The sequence below is a fragment of the Jeotgalicoccus nanhaiensis genome, from assembly GCF_015235105.1.
Classification (GTDB): domain Bacteria; phylum Bacillota; class Bacilli; order Staphylococcales; family Salinicoccaceae; genus Jeotgalicoccus; species Jeotgalicoccus nanhaiensis.
Genome location: NZ_JADGLW010000002.1, coordinates 40,429 through 58,868, shown reverse-complemented (window position 1 = coordinate 58,868; position 18,440 = coordinate 40,429). Strand labels below are relative to the sequence as shown.

At 38.5% G+C, this 18,440-nt stretch carries 11 protein-coding genes; 5 read left to right on the top strand and 6 right to left on the bottom strand.

What is annotated here, in order from left to right; genetic code table 11:
- Positions 1-197 precede the first annotated feature (197 nt).
- Positions 198-1,421, top strand: coding sequence for a pyridoxal-phosphate-dependent aminotransferase family protein (locus IR135_RS02500; RefSeq protein WP_135096446.1), 1,224 nt, complete (start codon positions 198-200; stop codon positions 1,419-1,421).
- 80 nt (positions 1,422-1,501) lie between these two features.
- On the top strand, positions 1,502-2,974 hold the full coding sequence (locus tag IR135_RS02495) for a M protein trans-acting positive regulator PRD domain-containing protein (protein WP_135096444.1): 1,473 nt from the start codon (positions 1,502-1,504) through the stop codon (positions 2,972-2,974).
- 504 nt (positions 2,975-3,478) lie between these two features.
- On the opposite strand, the gene IR135_RS02490 is transcribed toward IR135_RS02495, so the two are convergent.
- The gene (locus IR135_RS02490; protein WP_115884581.1) at positions 3,479-3,676 is read right to left on the bottom strand and encodes a hypothetical protein; all 198 of its coding nucleotides are present in this window, start codon (positions 3,674-3,676) and stop codon (positions 3,479-3,481) included.
- Between the two features lie 80 nt (positions 3,677-3,756).
- Between IR135_RS02490 and IR135_RS02485 the strand changes: the two genes are divergently transcribed.
- Positions 3,757-4,362: a pyridoxamine 5'-phosphate oxidase family protein gene (locus tag IR135_RS02485; protein ID WP_135096442.1), complete on the top strand. Its 606-nt coding sequence runs from the start codon at positions 3,757-3,759 to the stop codon at positions 4,360-4,362.
- Between the two features lie 3 nt (positions 4,363-4,365).
- On the opposite strand, the gene IR135_RS02480 is transcribed toward IR135_RS02485, so the two are convergent.
- Positions 4,366-5,073, bottom strand: coding sequence for a tyrosine-protein phosphatase (locus tag IR135_RS02480; RefSeq protein WP_135096441.1), 708 nt, complete (start codon positions 5,071-5,073; stop codon positions 4,366-4,368).
- Positions 5,074-5,203: 130 nt separating this feature from the next.
- Between IR135_RS02480 and IR135_RS02475 the strand changes: the two genes are divergently transcribed.
- Positions 5,204-5,446 (top strand): isochorismatase family protein, encoded by a 243-nt coding sequence (locus IR135_RS02475; RefSeq protein WP_318272272.1) that lies wholly within the window; start codon positions 5,204-5,206, stop codon positions 5,444-5,446.
- Positions 5,447-5,612: 166 nt separating this feature from the next.
- On the opposite strand, the gene IR135_RS02470 is transcribed toward IR135_RS02475, so the two are convergent.
- Positions 5,613-13,499 carry a Cna B-type domain-containing protein gene (locus IR135_RS02470; RefSeq protein WP_135096439.1) on the bottom strand — a complete coding sequence of 2,629 codons (7,887 nt, stop codon included), beginning with the start codon at positions 13,497-13,499 and terminating at the stop codon, positions 5,613-5,615.
- Between the two features lie 287 nt (positions 13,500-13,786).
- On the opposite strand from IR135_RS02470, the gene IR135_RS02465 reads away from it, so the two are divergent.
- The gene (locus IR135_RS02465) at positions 13,787-15,265 is read left to right on the top strand and encodes a helix-turn-helix domain-containing protein (protein ID WP_167753348.1); all 1,479 of its coding nucleotides are present in this window, start codon (positions 13,787-13,789) and stop codon (positions 15,263-15,265) included.
- Between the two features lie 41 nt (positions 15,266-15,306).
- Here IR135_RS02465 and IR135_RS02460 read toward each other — a convergent pair whose 3' ends face one another.
- The 3 genes from IR135_RS02460 to IR135_RS02450 are packed head-to-tail and all read right to left on the bottom strand — an operon-like array spanning position 15,307 to position 18,378.
- Entirely contained in the window at positions 15,307-15,873 is a 567-nt protein-coding gene (locus IR135_RS02460) for a YdcF family protein (RefSeq protein WP_135096435.1), read from the bottom strand.
- A 21-nt stretch (positions 15,874-15,894) separates the two neighbouring features.
- Complete coding sequence (locus tag IR135_RS02455; protein WP_135096433.1) at positions 15,895-17,163, bottom strand: hypothetical protein; 1,269 nt, start codon at positions 17,161-17,163, stop codon at positions 15,895-15,897.
- A 12-nt stretch (positions 17,164-17,175) separates the two neighbouring features.
- Positions 17,176-18,378: an oligosaccharide flippase family protein gene (locus IR135_RS02450; protein ID WP_135096431.1), complete on the bottom strand. Its 1,203-nt coding sequence runs from the start codon at positions 18,376-18,378 to the stop codon at positions 17,176-17,178.
- Between the last annotated feature and the right edge of the window lie 62 nt (positions 18,379-18,440).

Genomic DNA, 18,440 nt, shown 5'->3' with positions numbered 1-18,440 from the left:
TATGATCACTTTATATTTTACAGCACCGCTCCCGATATTACTTTATCTATAGTAGATAAAATTTTTATCGTTATTGTGCAAAACATCACAAAAAATCCGGTGTAAAAATAAGTTTTATAAAAATATTTGTATAATTGCGTTAATAATTATATTATTAACAGTACAAAAAAATAAAAAGACGAAGGATGATGCGCATAATGGCAAGTTTACAAATAAACAAAAGACTAATCATGACACCTGGACCCGTTGCGGTGGATCCGAGAGTATCCCAGGCTATGAGCAATTCCATTCTTGGACAATTCGATCCGGAATTCACGGGCATAATGAATGAAACTATGGAACTAATCCGGAAATCATTTAAAACTGAAAATAAATGGTCATTTCCAATAGACGGTACGAGCCGTGCCGGCATCGAGGCTGTAATTGCCAGTATCGTTGAACCGGGCGACAAGGTGCTGGTTCCGATCATCGGACGTTTCGGCTACCTGGTGACTGAACTTGTTGAACGTGCCGGCGGTGTCGTTCACACAATCGAAGCGCCGATGGGAGAAGTAATCCCTGAGGATGATATTATTGAAAAAATGGATGAAGTAAAACCTAAAGTACTGGCAGTTATTCACGGAGAAACCTCCTCCGGCCGCCTGCAGCCGATTGAGAAAATTGGTCATGCAGCAAAAGAACGCGGCGTCTTTACTGTAGTTGATGCAGTAGCGACTTATATGGGACAGGATATCCCGGTTGATGAATGGGCACTCGACGCTGTAATCGGCGGTGCACAGAAATGTCTGTCGGTGCCATCGGGAATTACTCCGATTACCTTTAATGAACGTTTCAGCGATGAGATCAATAAGCGGAAACGCGTGGAAAAAGGAATACGTACAGAGAATGACAAATCGACATCCCATTTCATTACGAGCAACTATCTGGATTTAACCCAGCTGCAGGACTACTGGGGCGAACGCCGCTTAAACCACCATACAGAGGCAACGGTAAACGTATACGGGCTGTATGAAGGCTTGAAACTCGCAATAGCTGAAGGAGTAGAAGCACGAGCCCGCCGTCATAGCTATCACCACGAAGCGATGAAAGAAGGAGTCAAAGCACTCGGTCTTGAGCTGTTCGGTGATGAAGAACATGAAATGCAAATGGTTGTCTGCGTTAAAATACCGGAAGGTATTAACGATGCGGAATTCAGAGCAGAACTGCTGTCCCGCTTCGGTATTGAAATTGCCGGTACTTTTGGTGCTGTGGCAGGTAAAATCTGGCGCATCGGAAGTATGGGATACGTTGCTGAAAAACAGAATCTGCTGAACTTCATTACTACATTCGGTGTGTTTTTACAGTCACACGGCGGAGACAATATCGACCCTGCCGCTGGACTAAAAGCAATGACAGACTTTTACGATAACAATTCACTATAATTTTAAAAACCGGCTTGAGATAGCCGGTTTTTTTTGTCATTACTGGATGCACATTCTATAATGCATTTGGAGGCAAGATTATGAGACGATTATTATCAAAAATTGAAAATAGAAAATTATATATGATTGAGCTGCTTTATCAAAAAAATGATTATATGCCCATTGAAGATCTGGCGGCCGAGCTCCAAACTTCGGTCCGAAATTTAAAAGAGGATATCGCTGAGATGGATAATTTGTCTGATATTCTTACCATTACACTGCTGCAGGATAAAGTGAAAATGGAATTTCATCAGAATACCGGAGTTGAGTCTGTCACCCAGTATTTGATTAATCACAATTTCTCCTATAAATTACTGGAAGAAATGTTTTTTAATGAAACACTGCATTTGGAAGAGCTGGCAGAATCTATGTATGTCAGTACATCGACTATTTACCGGCAGTTCCGAAAAATCGAAGATGTTTTAAAAGAAAACTTTACTGTGGAATTGAAGACAAACCCGTGCAGAGTGTCGGGTAATGAAGAGGATATTCGTGCCTTTTACGTCACATTTTTCTCTGAAAAATATAGTATTTTTGACTGGCCGTTTGAAGATATCGTCAGCGAAAAACTGATGGATGATTTAGTCGAGTCTCTTATTGATCTGATTGGAATCGACGTTGATTTCTCCTTCTTAAGGTATGTAAAATATGTAGGAATAATTGGGCTCTTGCGCTATAAAAACAATTATTTCTTAAACGAAGATGTTGAAACCGGAAAGTATGAAATTATAGATGAGGCCGCTCGGACATTTGATTTGACCGCGCTTGAAGATGCGTTAGATATTAAAATTACCGAAGAAACATTGTCTGAAACATTCGCAGTATTTTTACAGGCAAACGTGCCTTTTACCAATGAGGATTTTATCAGAAAAGCAAACCAAAGCCCGGTTATTACCCATTCATATTTCAGGTTGCTGGAGATGATAAATGCACTGTCTAAAAAATATGAATTGCCAATCCCCAACCGTGACGACATGATTATGGGTGTGCATAACACTTTATTTTTAGGCAGAAGCGAGCTGTATACGAACTTCATTTTAAATGATAAAAAGAGAAAATTCGTACAGGCTGCCAAAGAACTTTATCCTGATTTTTATAATGATATGTATCATTATATGACTGATTATATTGTCGATATTTATGAAAGAAACGATAAAATCTTGCTCAACCATATGATTTATACCTTTATGACACACTGGGATGATTTATTTGTTTCTCTGAAAGCCCAGCAGAAGAAAGCTTCTGTACTGCTTGTCAGCAGTAATGATATAAAACACGCCACGATGATGAGATCCGTCATCGATTTTGAGTTTTCCGAACAGCTTGAAATTACGATTGGAACCGACCTTAAAGTGATTAAGGAAGCGCTTAGCAGTAATAGTTACGACCTTATCATCAGCAATTTCCCGATTGAGGATAACCCTCACTCGCGAGTTATTTGTGTCGAAAACGTTCCAACCAGAGCTAACATGCTCACTATTATGGAGAATTTGATGTCAGTTTCTGATGAGTGAGGATGATGTCTGTCAATTTTTGTAGACTTTTAGCAGAAAAATGACAGAAATGGCTTGTTATTGACTGCAAAATAAAGCCGGATACACATGAGATTCTGTCATTGAAACCCTAAAGGATCCAGATACACATGAAATCCTGTCATACAAACCCTAAAGGATCCGAATACACATGAGATCCTGTCATGCAAACCCTAAAAGATCCGGATACACATGAGATCCTGTTATGCAAACCCTAAAGGATCCGGATACACATGAAATCCTGTCATGCAAACCCTAAAGGATCCGGATACACATGAGACCCTGTCATGCAAACCCTGAAGAGTCCGGATACACATGAAATCCTGTCATGCAAATCCTAGAGGGACGGAGCCACATGAAATCCCGTCATACAAATCCTAGAGGGACAGAGCCTGCATTAACACTCGAGAAACCGTCCTTCATCTACTTCAGCACAAAAAAAGGCTTGGAAATCTTAAAATCAAGATTCCAGGCCTTTTTACTTTTTTATATACTCCGCACTTCTAAAGAAGTTACCAGACTTAAATTAACATAAACTTCTCCGCCGCTCCGATTCGGAAGTTTCACAAACTGATTATCTTCAAAGGTACCGTCGATTAAGCCGAGTAATTCATTTACTGCTTCAGTCTTATTCACTTCCATCGTTGACCCGCCGATATAATGAATCGTAATAATTTGTTTCATTTCCTTCACCTCTTTGTAAACTATACCCGTATTTTATAACTTTAAAAATGTTAAAATTGAGCGTATTAAGGAGTGATATTATGTCACAGGGTGAACGTAATTTACAGAAAATGCACGGCACAGAACGCCGTGCGGATGCTTTTTACAACAACCAAATGATTGACTATTTAAATACGGAAATGCAGGAGTTTGTGAAAGCCCAGCAGTTTTTGTTCATGTCGACAAGCGATGCCGGCGGCAACTGTGATTCGACCTTTAAAGCTGGTGAACCGGGTTTCGTTTATATTATAGACGATAAACGTCTCATGTACCCCGAATACCGCGGCAACGGCGTCATGGCATCGCTTGGAAATATTACCGAGAATCCGCATATCGGCCTTTTGTTTATCGATTTCTTTGAAGACCGGATCGGCCTGCACGTTAACGGTGCTGCTGAAATTATTGAAAACGATGAACTACATACAATTATTCCGGATGAAGACACCAGGACGACCCTATTAAAGCAGCACGAAAACCGGACAGAACGCTGGGTTGTGACGACAGTGCATGAAGCTTACATCCACTGTTCGAAACATATCCCTAAGCTCGTCGATACGAAAAATCTAACTGACTGGGGAACCGATGATTCTAAAAAAAAGGGCGGCGACTATTTTAAAGTGAAACAAAGTAAAAAAGAGCGGGAATAATTACTATTGATTATGCAGTACATCTGCTGCCGTCTGTTTCATCTTTTCAACATAGGACTCACCGAGTTCGTTTTCAATAATTTCAAATGCCTCTTTGGACATAAACGGCCTGTATTCTGCATGGTGCGCATCACTTGCCACAATATGAATCAGGCCTTTTTGTATCAGCTCCAGTGAGTTTTCCTGCAGGTCGCTGCCGAATTCTCCGCATACGGAAGCTGCAGTAACTTGAGCCAGCGCCCCCTCTTTGATTAAGCGCGCTAAAATTTGCTCATTTTTAACGAGCGGACGGCAGCGTTCGGGGTGGGCAATAATTGGAGTAAGACCGAGCTCCCGGAGTGCCGTGAAGACTTCATCTACATCTTCGCGCAATTCTGTAAAAGAAAACTCGATAAGAATATATTTGCTGCCGGCCAGTGTCAAAGCTTCTCCCGTTCGGAGCTCCTTAATCAAATCATCGTTGATTCGGATTTCCTGGCCCGGATGCACTTTAACTGGCAGCTGGTGTTTATCGATAATATTTTGTACTTCAGAAAGCTTTTCTTTTACAATATCAGCAGGTGTATTATACGTACCGCTGTGATGATGCGGCGTACATATAATATCTGTAATACCTTCGCCCACGGCCTGATTGAGTAAATCCAGAGTTTCTTCCTCAGACTTCGGACCGTCGTCTACGTTGATTAATAAGTGATTATGAATATCTATCATTAAATCTCTCCATTCACTGTAGTCACCTATATTATACAACGGATTAGTGCTTAGATAAAAATATCCGTTTTGATTTAACAAATCTCTTACAAATGTATATCATTTTTTAACAGGATTTGATTTTCACTTAATTATTCAGCACATCTCTGCAGATCCTTCTTTAGGCGTTTTCCTGCCTGAATCAGAAGGTGCTGATATTCATGAATCAGTACTACCAAAAGAAGTCAAAACAGTGATTGTTAAAAACTTCCCGAACAGCTTCCTTAAGACTTATCTTGAAATTAAATTAAGAGACAATGGTGTCACAAAAGTAATTGTTATCGGCATGATGTGCCGGCAGAACAGGTTCACTACTCATTCATTGTATCTTTAAACGGTATGTATGCAGAAACCACATCAACAGAAGATTTTCTAAAATAAGATATATATTTACAGGCAGTCCGAAAATACTCGGGCCGCCTTTTTATTGAATATACTATTTTAATACTTAAAAGAAGAAAGGAACCAAGCTGATTTCTCAGCTTAGTTCCTTAAAAATTTTAGTGGTCTTCGTTTTTCTTTTTCCGGGTAACGAAAAGCAGTGCTACACCCGCGAGTAATGCGAGAATGCTTCCAACATACAGAAGATTGTTTTGTGTTTCTCCTGTATCAGGTAATGTTGCATCATCTTCTAATTGTTTATCTGTTGATGTTGTATTTGTTTCTTCCAGTTCTTCCGATTTGTTTCCAGAATCCGTTGAACCTTCCGGTTTAACTGGTTGTTCTTCAGATTCTGATGGACCTACCGGTTGATCCGGTCTCTCCTCAGGTTCTGATGGATCTTCCAATTGTTCCGGTTTCTCTTCAGGTTCTGATGGACCTTCCGGTTGTTCCGGTTTCTCCTCAGGTTCTGATGGACCTTCTGGTTGTTCCGGTTTCTCCTCAGGTTCTGATGGACCTTCTGGTTGTTCCGGTTTCTCCTCAGGTTCTTCCGGTCTTTCAGGAACTTTTGTTTCTACATGCGGTGCGACAACAACTGTATTAGTATTAAGTGTTTTATCACCGATATTGAAAGTTGCCTGATTTCTAACACCGTTCTTTTCAGCATCTTCATCAATAGAAGCAAATGATGAATCTATTGCCATTGTTATTTCATAGCCTTCTAATGCTTCAAGAACTTTCTCATCAGTAATAGTGAATGTGATATTGTTACCGTTTGTACTTAAATTACCAAACTCTAAAATACTGCCTGCTGGAATATCAACTTGTTCGACTTCATCTAACTGCTGTTCAATTTCTTCAAGTTGAGTTTCTAACTCAGCAATATCAGATTCTAGTTCTTCTATCACTTGAGGATTAACAACTGTTTCTTCGGCTTTCACTGATTCTTCAGTTTCAACCTCTTCAGCTGATTCACTTTCTAAACTTTCAGCTTCAGGACTTTCTTCTGGTGAAGATGTCCCTTCTTCAACTGATTCTTCAGTAATTTCTTCTGTAACTGCTGCTGCTTCCTGCTGATTTTCTATTTCTTCATTGGCAGGTTCTTCAACAGAATCACTCTGTTCTGATTCCGACTGAGTGCCACTTGAAATGTTTTCTTCTTCAGTGTTCGAAGTTTCCGCTTCTTTATTTTCCTCAGTTTGCGGCTCTTCTTCAGAATCTGAATTTTCATCTTCTTCAAGTTCCTGAGTTTGCTGTTCTTCTTCTATTGCTTCAAGTTTTTCAAGTTCAGCTCTTAACGATTCAAGCTGTGTTTCAAGATTTAACTTGTTCTCTTCAAGTTCTGCAACTTCATTTGAGTCTGTTGCTGCACTCTCAGCAATCGTAACATCCACATTGCTGATATTAAGTCGATTATCAACTTTATCACTAATCGTAAATGTTGTAACATCATTTACTGCGTCAAGTACAGTCTTCATTTCAAATGTAAAGATTTCATCATTGGAACTTACTTCATATTTATCGTATCCATTGACAGTTTTAGTTGCTTCACCTTGGGGAACAGATTGTCCTGGGGTGCTGACATTATTTTCTGACTGATCAACTTTTCTTTGGTTATCAGGAGTGTATGCTCTAACATCTGCTTCATTATAGATGTTTCCACTTATAATGTCTGTCATTGTTACTTCATAAGGCACGGTTACTTGAGTAGATTCGTTAGGTGCTAACTCAGTAACTTCCAATTCAATCAATCCGCCGAGCATTGCATCATACAGGATTAAATGATTGAATTCAACATCACCAGTATTTGTAATTACAAATGTGTAATTAATTGTGTAACCGGCTTCATTTACCGAAGCAACATCGCTCGATTTCTCTAATTGAACTGATGCGTCAGCCGGTTCTGCTGGAACGTGAGGCACTGTAACTTCATCTGGTACTGGTTCAATAGGTTCATCAGTACCAGGAGGTGTACCTGTTGCAGTTGCTGCGTTTAATACCGAACCGTTATCAATGTCTTCCTGAGTAACTGTATATTCTGCGGTACCGGTTGCAGTCTCACCCGGTTCTAACGTTGTCTGATCAAGTTCGATTCCCTGTGAAAACATTTCATCTGTAACTGTTACATTTTCAAGTGTAATATCTCCACTATTCGTCACAGTAAAGGCATATTCGATAATATCTCCAACTTCAGTAAATGATTCCGTCGTTGATGCTTTCTCGAATATTAATGATTTATTGCCTTTACCTGAAACAGTGACTGAATCTTCTCCTGTAACTTCTTCACCAGTTGGCGGTGTCCCTGTAACTGTTGCAGTGTTGATAACCGACTGGTTATTTATGTCTGCCTGAGTAATTTCGTAACTGGCGTTCGCTATTAATTCCTGTCCAGGTAATAAAGTTATATTTCCAGTATCTTCGATTTCTTCTCCATCGATTGATACATAACTTATTTCACTTAATCCTTCCAATACATCTGTAAGGATGACATTTTCCAGTGTGACATTACCATCGTTTGTTGCTGTAAATGTGTAATTAATATCTTCGCCGGCAACTAAATCATCTCTGTTAGATTCTTTAATTAGGTTAATGGATGGAGTTTGTTCTCCCGGCACAGTCACTTCGTCTTCACCCGGCGGCACTTCTGTTTCACCGTCCGGCGGCGTGCCTGTGACTGATGCTGCGTTAAGAACTTCTCCAGCATCCACATCTTCTTGTGTCACGGTATAAGTTGCGGTACCTGTCGCTGTTTCGTTTGGTCCGATTGTCGTCGGTTCAACTTCAATACCATCTGGGAACATTTCATCAATCAGTGTTAAACCGCTGACTGTGACATTACCTTCGTTGTTGATTTCAAAGTTATAAACGATTTCATCACCGACAGTATTAAATGACTCTGTTGATGATGTTTTATTGAGTGACAATCCTGGTTCCGGATCTTGCGGAACCGCTACGGAATCTGTGCTTGTGACATCGTCACCGTTTGACGGTGTACCAGTAATTGTTGCTTCGTTGGTCAACTGCCCAGAGTCTACGTCACTTTGCGTAATTTCATAGCTCGCATTGGCGATTAATTCCTGACCAGGTAATAAAGTTATATTCTCAGTATCTTCGATTTCTTCTCCATCAATTGAAACATAACTTATTTCACTGATACCTTCCAATACGTCCGTAAGTGTTACATTTTGCAGTGTAACGTTACCATCGTTCGTTGCAGTAAAGATGTAATTAATATCTTCACCAGCGACTAAGTCGTCTCTGTCAGATTCTTTAACCAGATTAATAGAAGGAGTTTGTTCTCCGGGAACAGTCACTTCGTCTTCACCCGGCGGCACTTCTGTTTCACCGTCCGGCGGTGTGCCCGTAACTGATGCTGCGTTAAGAACTTCTCCAGTATCCAGGTCTTCCTGCGTTACGGTATGAGTTGCGGTACCTGTTGCAGTTTCTCCCGGTGCAAGTGTCGTCGGTTCGACTTCAACACCATCTGGGAACATTTCATCAATCAGTGTTAGACCGCTGACCGTGACGTTACCTTCATTGATGATTTCAAAGTTATAAACGATTTCATCGCCGACAGCATTAAATGATTCTGTCGATGATGTTTTGCTGAGTGACAAGCCCGGTTCTGGATCTTGCGGAACCGCTACATAATCTGTACTTGTAACATCTGCACCAGTTGGCGGTGTACCACTGACTGTTGCTTCATTTGTCAGCTGTCCTGAATCCACATCACTCTGCTTAATTGTATAGTCTGCATACGCGACTAATGTATCGTTAGGATTTAAAGTAATATTTTCTTCGTCTGCAATTTCTTCATCATTTATAGTGACATAAGAAATATCACTTAACCCTTCAAATATATCGGTAATATTTACGTTTGTTAATGTAACATTACCATCGTTTGTTGCAGTGAACTTGTAATTAATATCTTCACCGGCAACTAAATCATTTCTATCAGATTCTTTAATTAAACTGATTGAAGGATTTTGTCCCGCTTCAATTGTTACTTCATCATCATCTGTCGGCGGTTCCAGGTTATCAGGCGGAGTTCCTGTGACAGTTGCAGCGTTTGAAAGTGACCCATTATTTACATCATCCTGGGTAATTTCATAAACCATAGTGCCTGTTGCTGATTGGCCCGGCTGCAATGTTGTTTCTTCAAGTTCAATACTTTCTTCGAACATTGGATCAGTAACGACTATATTTTGCAGTGTCACATTCCCGGTATTTATAACTTCGAATGTATATTCTACTGTTTGTCCTGCTGTACTGTAACTATCTGCATCTATCGTTTTGTTAATTTCAATTGCTGGTTGACGTTCACCTGTTACTGTTTCATCATCTTCGCTTGTTACCGGATCGCCTGCTGGCGGTGTACCTGTAACATTCGCTGTGTTATTAATAGCTCCGGTGTTAACGTCTGTCTGCGTAATATTATAATTCGCAGATGCAGTTAAAACGTCATTCGGATTTAAAGTGATATTTTCTGGGTCTTCAACAACATTGTCATTGACCGTTACATAGGTAATATCGCTTAATCCTTCCATTACATCTGAGATTGCAACATTATTTAATGTGACGTTTCCATCATTCGTCACAATGAATTGATAATTAACATCTTCTCCCGCTATTAAATCTAAGCGGTCTGCAATTTTTTCTATAACTATAGAAGGTTCTTGTTCAGCAGTAATTGTTACATTATCTTCAGCAGACGGAGGTGTAATATCTCCAGGCGGTGTACCTGTCGCTGTTGCTGAATTATAGATTGAACCATTATCTAAATCTTCCTGAGATACAGTTCGTACAGCTGTACCTGTTGCAGTCTGTCCTGGTTCAAGTGAAGATGGTGTGATAGTAACACCTTCTGAGAACATTTCATCTTCCACAGTAATGTTATTCAAAGTAACATTACCTGTGTTTGTTACTTCAAAAGTATATTCAATCTGCTGATTTACTTCACTAAATGTCTCAACAGCTGCTGATTTCACAATTTCAATATCTGTGTTTTGATTCAGCTCTATGACTTCTTCATCATTATCAGTCACTTCATTGCTGTTAGTATCCTGTCCGTTTACTGTTGCAGTATTTGTTATCGTACCGTTATCTACATCTTGCTGTGTGACTGTATAAACTGCTTCAGCAGTTAATACATCATCTGGTGACAGACTAATATTTTCTAAATCCTCTGCTGTCTCTCCATTAATTGCTAAATACCGTATATCACTCAAGCCTTCAAGCATATCTGTCACAATAACATTATTTAATGTGACGTTTCCGTTATTTGTCGCTGTAAATGTATAGGTCACTTCATTACCTGCTGTCAGTTCTTCATTTGAATCTGCAGATTTTACGAGCTCGATTGAAGGATTCTGACTTGCTGGAATAATAATTTCAGTATTATCTGTCGGAGGTGTTCCTTCTCCAGGCGGCGTTCCCGTAACTGAAGCTGTATTTAAAATAGTTCCATTGTCCAAATCATTTTGGGTCACTTGATATACGGCTGTTCCTGTTGTGCTTTCATTAGGATTGAGCGTGGTTGTCTCTAATGAAATACCTTCTTTAAACATTGGATCAGTAACAATGACATCTTCTAATGTTACGTTGCCGGTATTCTCGACTTCAAATGTATACGTAATTTCTTCGCCAACGGCAGTAAACTCTTCAACATCTGATGTTTTCGTGATTTGAATGCCAGGCTTTTGTTCACCGACAATATATTCCGTATCAGTGTCTGTTACAGGTTCTTCACTTGGATCTGTTCCTGTAACTGTTGCAGTGTTTTCAACTTCACCGGCATTCAAATCTGCCTGTGTAATCTGATAAAATGCATCAGCAGTAAGCACATCTCCCGGCATTAACTTAATATTTTCTGGATCAGTAATCTCCTCACCGTTAATTGCTGTATAAGTAATATCACTCAAGCCTTCTAAGACATCGCTAATTGATATATTAGATAAAGTGACATTACCGTCATTTGTTGCAGTAAAAGTATAATTCACATTTTCACCGGCAACTAATTCATCGCGATCAGCTTCCTTTACTAAATCAATAGAAGCGAGCTGCGTTGCTGGAATCGTATTACTGTCTGCATCTTCCACGCCGGTATCCTCTGGGTCGATGCCTGTGACTGTTGCGGTGTTTTCTAAAGCCGCATTGTCTATATCTGCTTGAGTCACTGTGTATTCCTCAGTAACAGTTATTGTTTCACCCGGCTCAAGCGAAGTGTTTTCGAGAGTAATATTTCCTCCAAGTTTTTCATCGTTCAGTACTATATCGCTGAGAATAACATTACCTGTGTTGGTAATTTCAAAAGTATAGACGACTGCTTCACCCGCTTCAGAAATCCTTTCCACATCACTTGTTTTCTCTAAAGAAATCTGCGGTTCGTATTCCAAATTATTAACTAAGTTCAAGTCTTCATCGTATTCTGCTGTATAACCATCTACTGAAATTTCATTTATGTAATAGTCGTATAATTCACCAGTAGAAGAATACATTGGATAGTCTTCGAAAATATAATTCCATTCCTCATTTTCGTTTGGTGACACTTCCACCGTTTCTAAATACTGAGTTCGGTTTTCGTCACCGTCAATCATTCGATGTAATTCTATCTCTAACGTCTCTGGCCGATTCATTTCTCCGCCCGAGTCATTCCATACTTTTGTTCCCCCAAGTTCAAAATCTGCCCCTTTAATAGTTGGAACTTCAAAATCGCGGTATACTGAATCTTCAGGTGTCGCTAAAAACGTCGTTTGTCCATTCGTAGCATAATATTCATCAGCGCTAAAAGCAGGGTTATCAGTATCCAGATTTACTTTATACCGGATATTTATATACTGATTTGCACCCAGATTCAGGTTATTAACATTCAGTGTATCACCGCTCAAACTGACACCTGCAGCATCAACAGCAGTCTGCGGCGTACCGCTTATGTAGTAGCTGCCGTCTGTTAAATTTTCATTACTTGCTGAAACAAAACCATTAGAGTGAATATTTAAATTAACCATCTCTCCCATTGGGTCAACAATAGATCCACTGGAAATGGTTCCTGTTAGTCCTGTTGCTAACCCGCTAAGTATATCTACAATTTCTGACACTCTATCCGCTTGATAATATTGACCTGGATTAGATGCCAAGCCGCTCATGACATTGTGAGCCTGAGTTTCTGTTGCATTACTTCCAGCTGTAATTTCAATACCTATAGAATGCATATCTATTCCACTTGCTTGTATAGCATTAGCTGCGCGCAAAGTACCAACACCATGGTTAGTATATCCTGCTGTAAAACTTGTCCCGTTACCTATAACTGTATTAGAAGAATTTTTACTAACAGTCGGAATCCCATCCGTTATAGTGACAATTATTTTATTTTGAGCGGTACTGCCATTTAAAATAGAAGCAGCAACTTCGATTCCTTCCTGAGTGAATGTGCCTCCATCATCGCCCCTGCCTCTATTAGATGGAATACTTGTCGGCAGTGATCTTTTTAATGCTTCAGCATCTCTTGTCAATGTTTTTTGAGAGAGGTTTTCAGTATTCCCTGCATTTCTTGCTATGTTTCGTCTGCCGTCCATGACGTGGGTACCGTAAATAACTGTCGCTATTTGTACTTGTTCATTGTTCTCTATCATTTCATCGATAAACTGAGTAGTCGCATTACGCGCTATTGTTACTCTATTATTCGTTGACATACTGTTAGAGTTATCATAAACAATAACAATATCGGTAGATTCATCGACTTCTCTTTCTTTTCCTTCAACTCTCAAATCGATAAAGTACTCTCCGGGTGTTCCGGTATATGTAGCGTTTTTCGAAATGATAGAATCTTCGTATTCCTGAGATTCTCCATAATTCATTACGCTTCCCGTATCATCTCCATGGATAATTTCTGCTGCATTTTGTGCATTGACGTTCATATATGTCAACGGTTCCAAAAACAGAGATATTACCATCATCACTGTAAACATAACCGGCATAATTTTGCCGGCACTAAAGACCTTAGGCATATTTTTTAATCAATCTCCTTTTATTCTTTTTAATTTATAATTCGTAAAGCCAAACAAAGAAAGATTACCATTTTGAAAAAATATCTACAAATCAATTTTTTGTGAAGCAAACAAAAAAATGATAATGGCATTTCGTTCTATTCGTTGAATATTACATAACTATATAAAATGAGATGAAGAAAAAGACATACTTTAAAATTTGGAATTTATTCCCTTCCAATTAACTTCTATTTACTGTTTAATAGAAGTAAGGGGAAAGTTGTTTTGTTAAAATGGGGGATGAGTATATGCTGGATTTTTTAACAAAAGCAAGTCAGAGAAAATTTAAGCTGGTTAAACTGCTAAGCGATTCAAGAACTTATGTGAGTATTAACGAACTCACTGCTACTCTCAACTGTAAGGAGCGTAATATTCTCGATGATGTCAAAGAGCTGTCTTCGCCTGAGCTGTTGCATATCTTTGAAATAGAAACACGTTCCAAATCATACAAATTGCATATGAAGAATAATATGACGATAGATGCTGTCGGTCATCATATTATGAATGATAACGATTGTTTCTCCCTGCTCGATTATGTGTTTTTTAACGAGGGTCTCAGTGCGGAAGAACTGGCCGAAAAAAATCATATTTCTCTGCCTACGCTTTACAGAATGATCAGCCGGATTAATAAAGGATTGAAAAAAAGATTCCATTTGAAATTTGAAACCAACCCGTGCCGGCTTGAAGGAGATGAAGTGGAAGTACGAAGTTTTTATCTGCAGTATTTTGTTGAGAAATATCCTATTTCAGAATGGCCTTTTGACAATCTTAACGAAGATGAAATACTGAATGTATTCCGAAAAATTACAGACTCTTTGAATTTTACCCGCCAGTATTCATTTTTAAGAACGATTAAAATACTGTTGGCCGTGTCCCATATAAGGTTTAAACAGGGATTTCATATCAGCGGACGCAGTACCCGTATGGCCAAGCTGCAGCACAGATTAAGTAATTCACCTTTACTCTATAAACAGTTTTCAGCCGTTTTTAAAGATGTAACCAATGCCGAAATGTTTAATGATAATCTGGCATACGTTGTGACGGATTATTTTTATTTTAATTATGAAGAACTCCTGACACATGCCCATCACGATGAGTATGCAGCCCGTTCCTTTATTAATTTAAGCGAAATGTTTAACGAACTGTCTAAAACTTACGATATTCCTCTCGTTAACAAAGATGCCTTAATTTATAGTGTTCACAACAGTGCTCAAATGGGTTTTAAAAATATTAATATCCGATATATACTGGTAGACAATAAATCCTTCCTTTTAAAACAGTTTAAAAATCTCTTCCCGGACTTTTACAATGATATTGAAAAACGTATTAAAACTTATTTATTACTGATGGAATTGGAGTACAATAGTGATCTCATCAACCATTTAATTCATAATATTTTTACACGCTGGGAAAATTTGCTTCATCACTTATATTCCCGTCAGCGTAAAATAAAGATACATGTAGTCAGTTCTCACGATATATATCATGCGAGACTGATGAAATCTATATTAAAATACGAATTCCACGACGAAATAAAAGTGAGCGTTCTCGATTCTATTGACCTTAATGAACTTTTAAATATAGATTCTAATATAGATATATTCGTCGTGAATTTCACCATTCCTGTTGCTGATAAACGGATTATCGCAGTAAATGATGTTCCTGCAGATGAAGATTTCATTGAAATTAAGAGGCTGATTGCAGAGATTCGTATAAATGAAAATTGATTATCCTTAACTTTAAGCAAGTGAATTCAATATTTTCTATATCAGCCGGTAAATCTGTACAAGCCGAACCGGTACCACCATATCTTAATATATTCACTCCACCATATAAAAAATGAATCGCTCGTATCGTACCATCTCTCCCCGTTTTTACTTAGGGCGGCAACATATTTAAAGGTGAATCTGCCATCATTTTCTTTCTCAAAAATATACTTTGTTCTTTTAATATGATAATCGCTCGTTACTATTAGAGCGGATATCATATTATTTTCTTCCATATAATCAATTATCGCCGTCGCATTCGTATAGGTGCTCTCCGCCGTATAATCAGCAATCAGGGCATTTTCTGGAATGCCGTAATCTTCTGCTGCTTCTATATTCTGTTCCAGACCCGGTATATTAATAACCGGTGTAATCATGACATAATCCGCATAACCATCCTGATATAGTTCAGCAGCACGCTTAAGCCTGCCAGTATCTCCGCCGATCATTACGATTACATCACTGTCTTCGGGGTTGTCCGAATAATTGTGATTGAAACTGTCAGCGAGAGAAATAAGCAGTAAGACTGAGACGATTATACCGGCGGCAATCAATAATTTTTTCTTCATACTTTTACGCTCCTGTATTCTTCAGTCTTGTCGCTTCTTTTTAGACCAGATTAGGCTTAAAGCAATAATAATTAAATAGAACAGTTTAAATCTATGTCTGAGTGCCGTACCTGCATTTGATATCCCAAGCCCAAAAATCAGCCAGCCGGATACCAGACTGATCAGTATAATCAGGAGCAGCGGATTTTTTTTAAGCAGATACCAATTTTTAATAAATACAAAGGCTGCAAACAGATAAAAAACTGAATCGAGAAAGAAACTGATCAGATCACTCAAGTTTCTAAGCGTCCATGGCATCGGCGAGCCGATAAAATATAATATTTTAAGCGGCGCAAAAATAATCATTTCTAAAAAATTATTAATTTCTAAATTAGTCAGATAAGCGGACTCACCGCGTTCGGTATTAAATACATCGTAAATATTTTTGTTATTCGACAGTTCCTGTTCAAATTTATTAAAAAGCGGGAGTGTGCTGAATATTTCCGGAAACATCAGCAGATATAATCCCCCTGCTGCCAGCAGTGCAAACGGAAGAACAGATTTGAGGGTTAATTTAAGTTTCCCTGAATCATGCCGGTAAAATATAAGGGCGAAAATATAGCCGATTAATATTCCGATGACCCCGGTATGGAACATTCCTCCGACTACCGCCAGAATAATACTAAAACTGATATTATGGTTTCCTTTGAATTTATACCATTTTATAAAGAAGTACAGTGAACAGACGACAAGCAGTGAAATAATAGATTCTCTTAAAAGTATGGCTGAAAATATTAGTGAATGCGGGAAAAATGCCATCACAGCAGCGAGTATAATTTGGATTTTCAGCGGTACCTCAAGCATCCTGAATATCTGTATCACTATCACTATCGTAGTTACAGCAATCAGTATATTAAGATACTGCGCAAACAGCCTGTCATCTCCGTATACACTAAATAAAATCCCGAGCAGATGCGAGTATGTCCCCCCGTAAATGGATTCTCCGAGCATAGTCATATCATTTGCGACCTTTAAACCTGTAGCATAAAAATTCTCCGTATCATCCCCGCTGTGCGGCACAGTAAATAAATCTCCAGCATATAAATCAACCAGCATGAGTCCGACTCTGACCGTAAAACTCAAAAATATAAGACCCGCAAATTTATAATAGTTTTTTAACAGCACAAACAGTAGCAAGATTGAAGAGATGCCGATAAACGATACTGTTAAATATATGTGCACTGAAAAATAATCATTGATCAGAAAACCCGCTAATCCATACATTAGTGTCAGAATCCACAGTAACAGCATCCGGCACCTCCCTTAAAAGAGTTTTGAGTTTTTATATATAATCGCCGCAATCTGGCCGGCAACTACGAACAGGCCGGTAACGATTGCTACAGCAAATGCACCGCTTATTCCGTAAGGAATTATAAATATAATAGACAATACAGTTGTCAGTACTATATTTATAATTTGGAAAACAACCTGGATATTATATAAATTAAATATATTCATGACCATTTCCAGTGTCTTCTCAATGACTATCAGACTGATAAAAATCCCGAGCAGCATGAGTTCTCTTTCGAAACCGAGAAAATCATTGCCGTAAATAAACACAAGCAGCTGACTGCCGTACAGGAACAGTATAATATTTCCGAGCATAATCGCAGCCAGATAAAATATCATAATTTTTATAAAAAAATTATAAAAGGCCCGGATGTTCTGTGCAGCTGTTCTTGCAAGTTCTGCAATAAGACTCTGATTAATCGTTATTACTATATTTAAGGAAATGGTCGCAAAATACATAATCGTCGCGTATATACCGAGAACTTCCACGCTGAAATAATACTCGAGAAAATAGCGCGGAATATTCGCATTTAAAGAAGACAGCAATCCTACGAGAGACAGCCCGATGCCGAGCCAGAAAATATGTTTAAAATGCTTTCTTCCAAACTGCAGCGTTTCAGACCGATTAATAAATGTAAATTTTTTATCGTAAAGATAATAGATAATCATTTGCGAAACCAGGAGGCTCAAGATTGCAGCAAGAAGAGATTCAGCTATAAATACTCCTGCAGCAAATAAAACTGCTGTAATAATACTTTTTATAATTTTTGAATAAGCCAAAAACTTTATATTAGATTCGGCAATATTCTCTGTATATATAAAATCCTCTTTCGTTTCATAAAATTTATAAATTCCAAAAAGCATAAAACAGACAGCTTCATATGTGCTGAAATCAAAAAGCACAGCCAGGATAATGATTAAAAGCAGGAACAGCATATTCATTATATTTCTGTATTTAAAAAATATTGAGTAGCCGTAATTATATTTTTTCTGAGTAGGCACAAGATCAGAAAATGAAAAGCGGCTGAATAATACTAAAGGTCCGGCGATAGCCAGAAAGTAAGAAAACAGTCCGATTTCATACAGGCCGATAACTCTCGTTATTAAAATTACCTGCAGCCACTGATTCAAGGAAAAGAGCAAGGTTGATAATACGTGCAGCATTTTTATTTTCATATCGTATACTTGCAGCTGCCGTATAAATCAAAAGCACATATATCATGTACAGGCATGGCCGC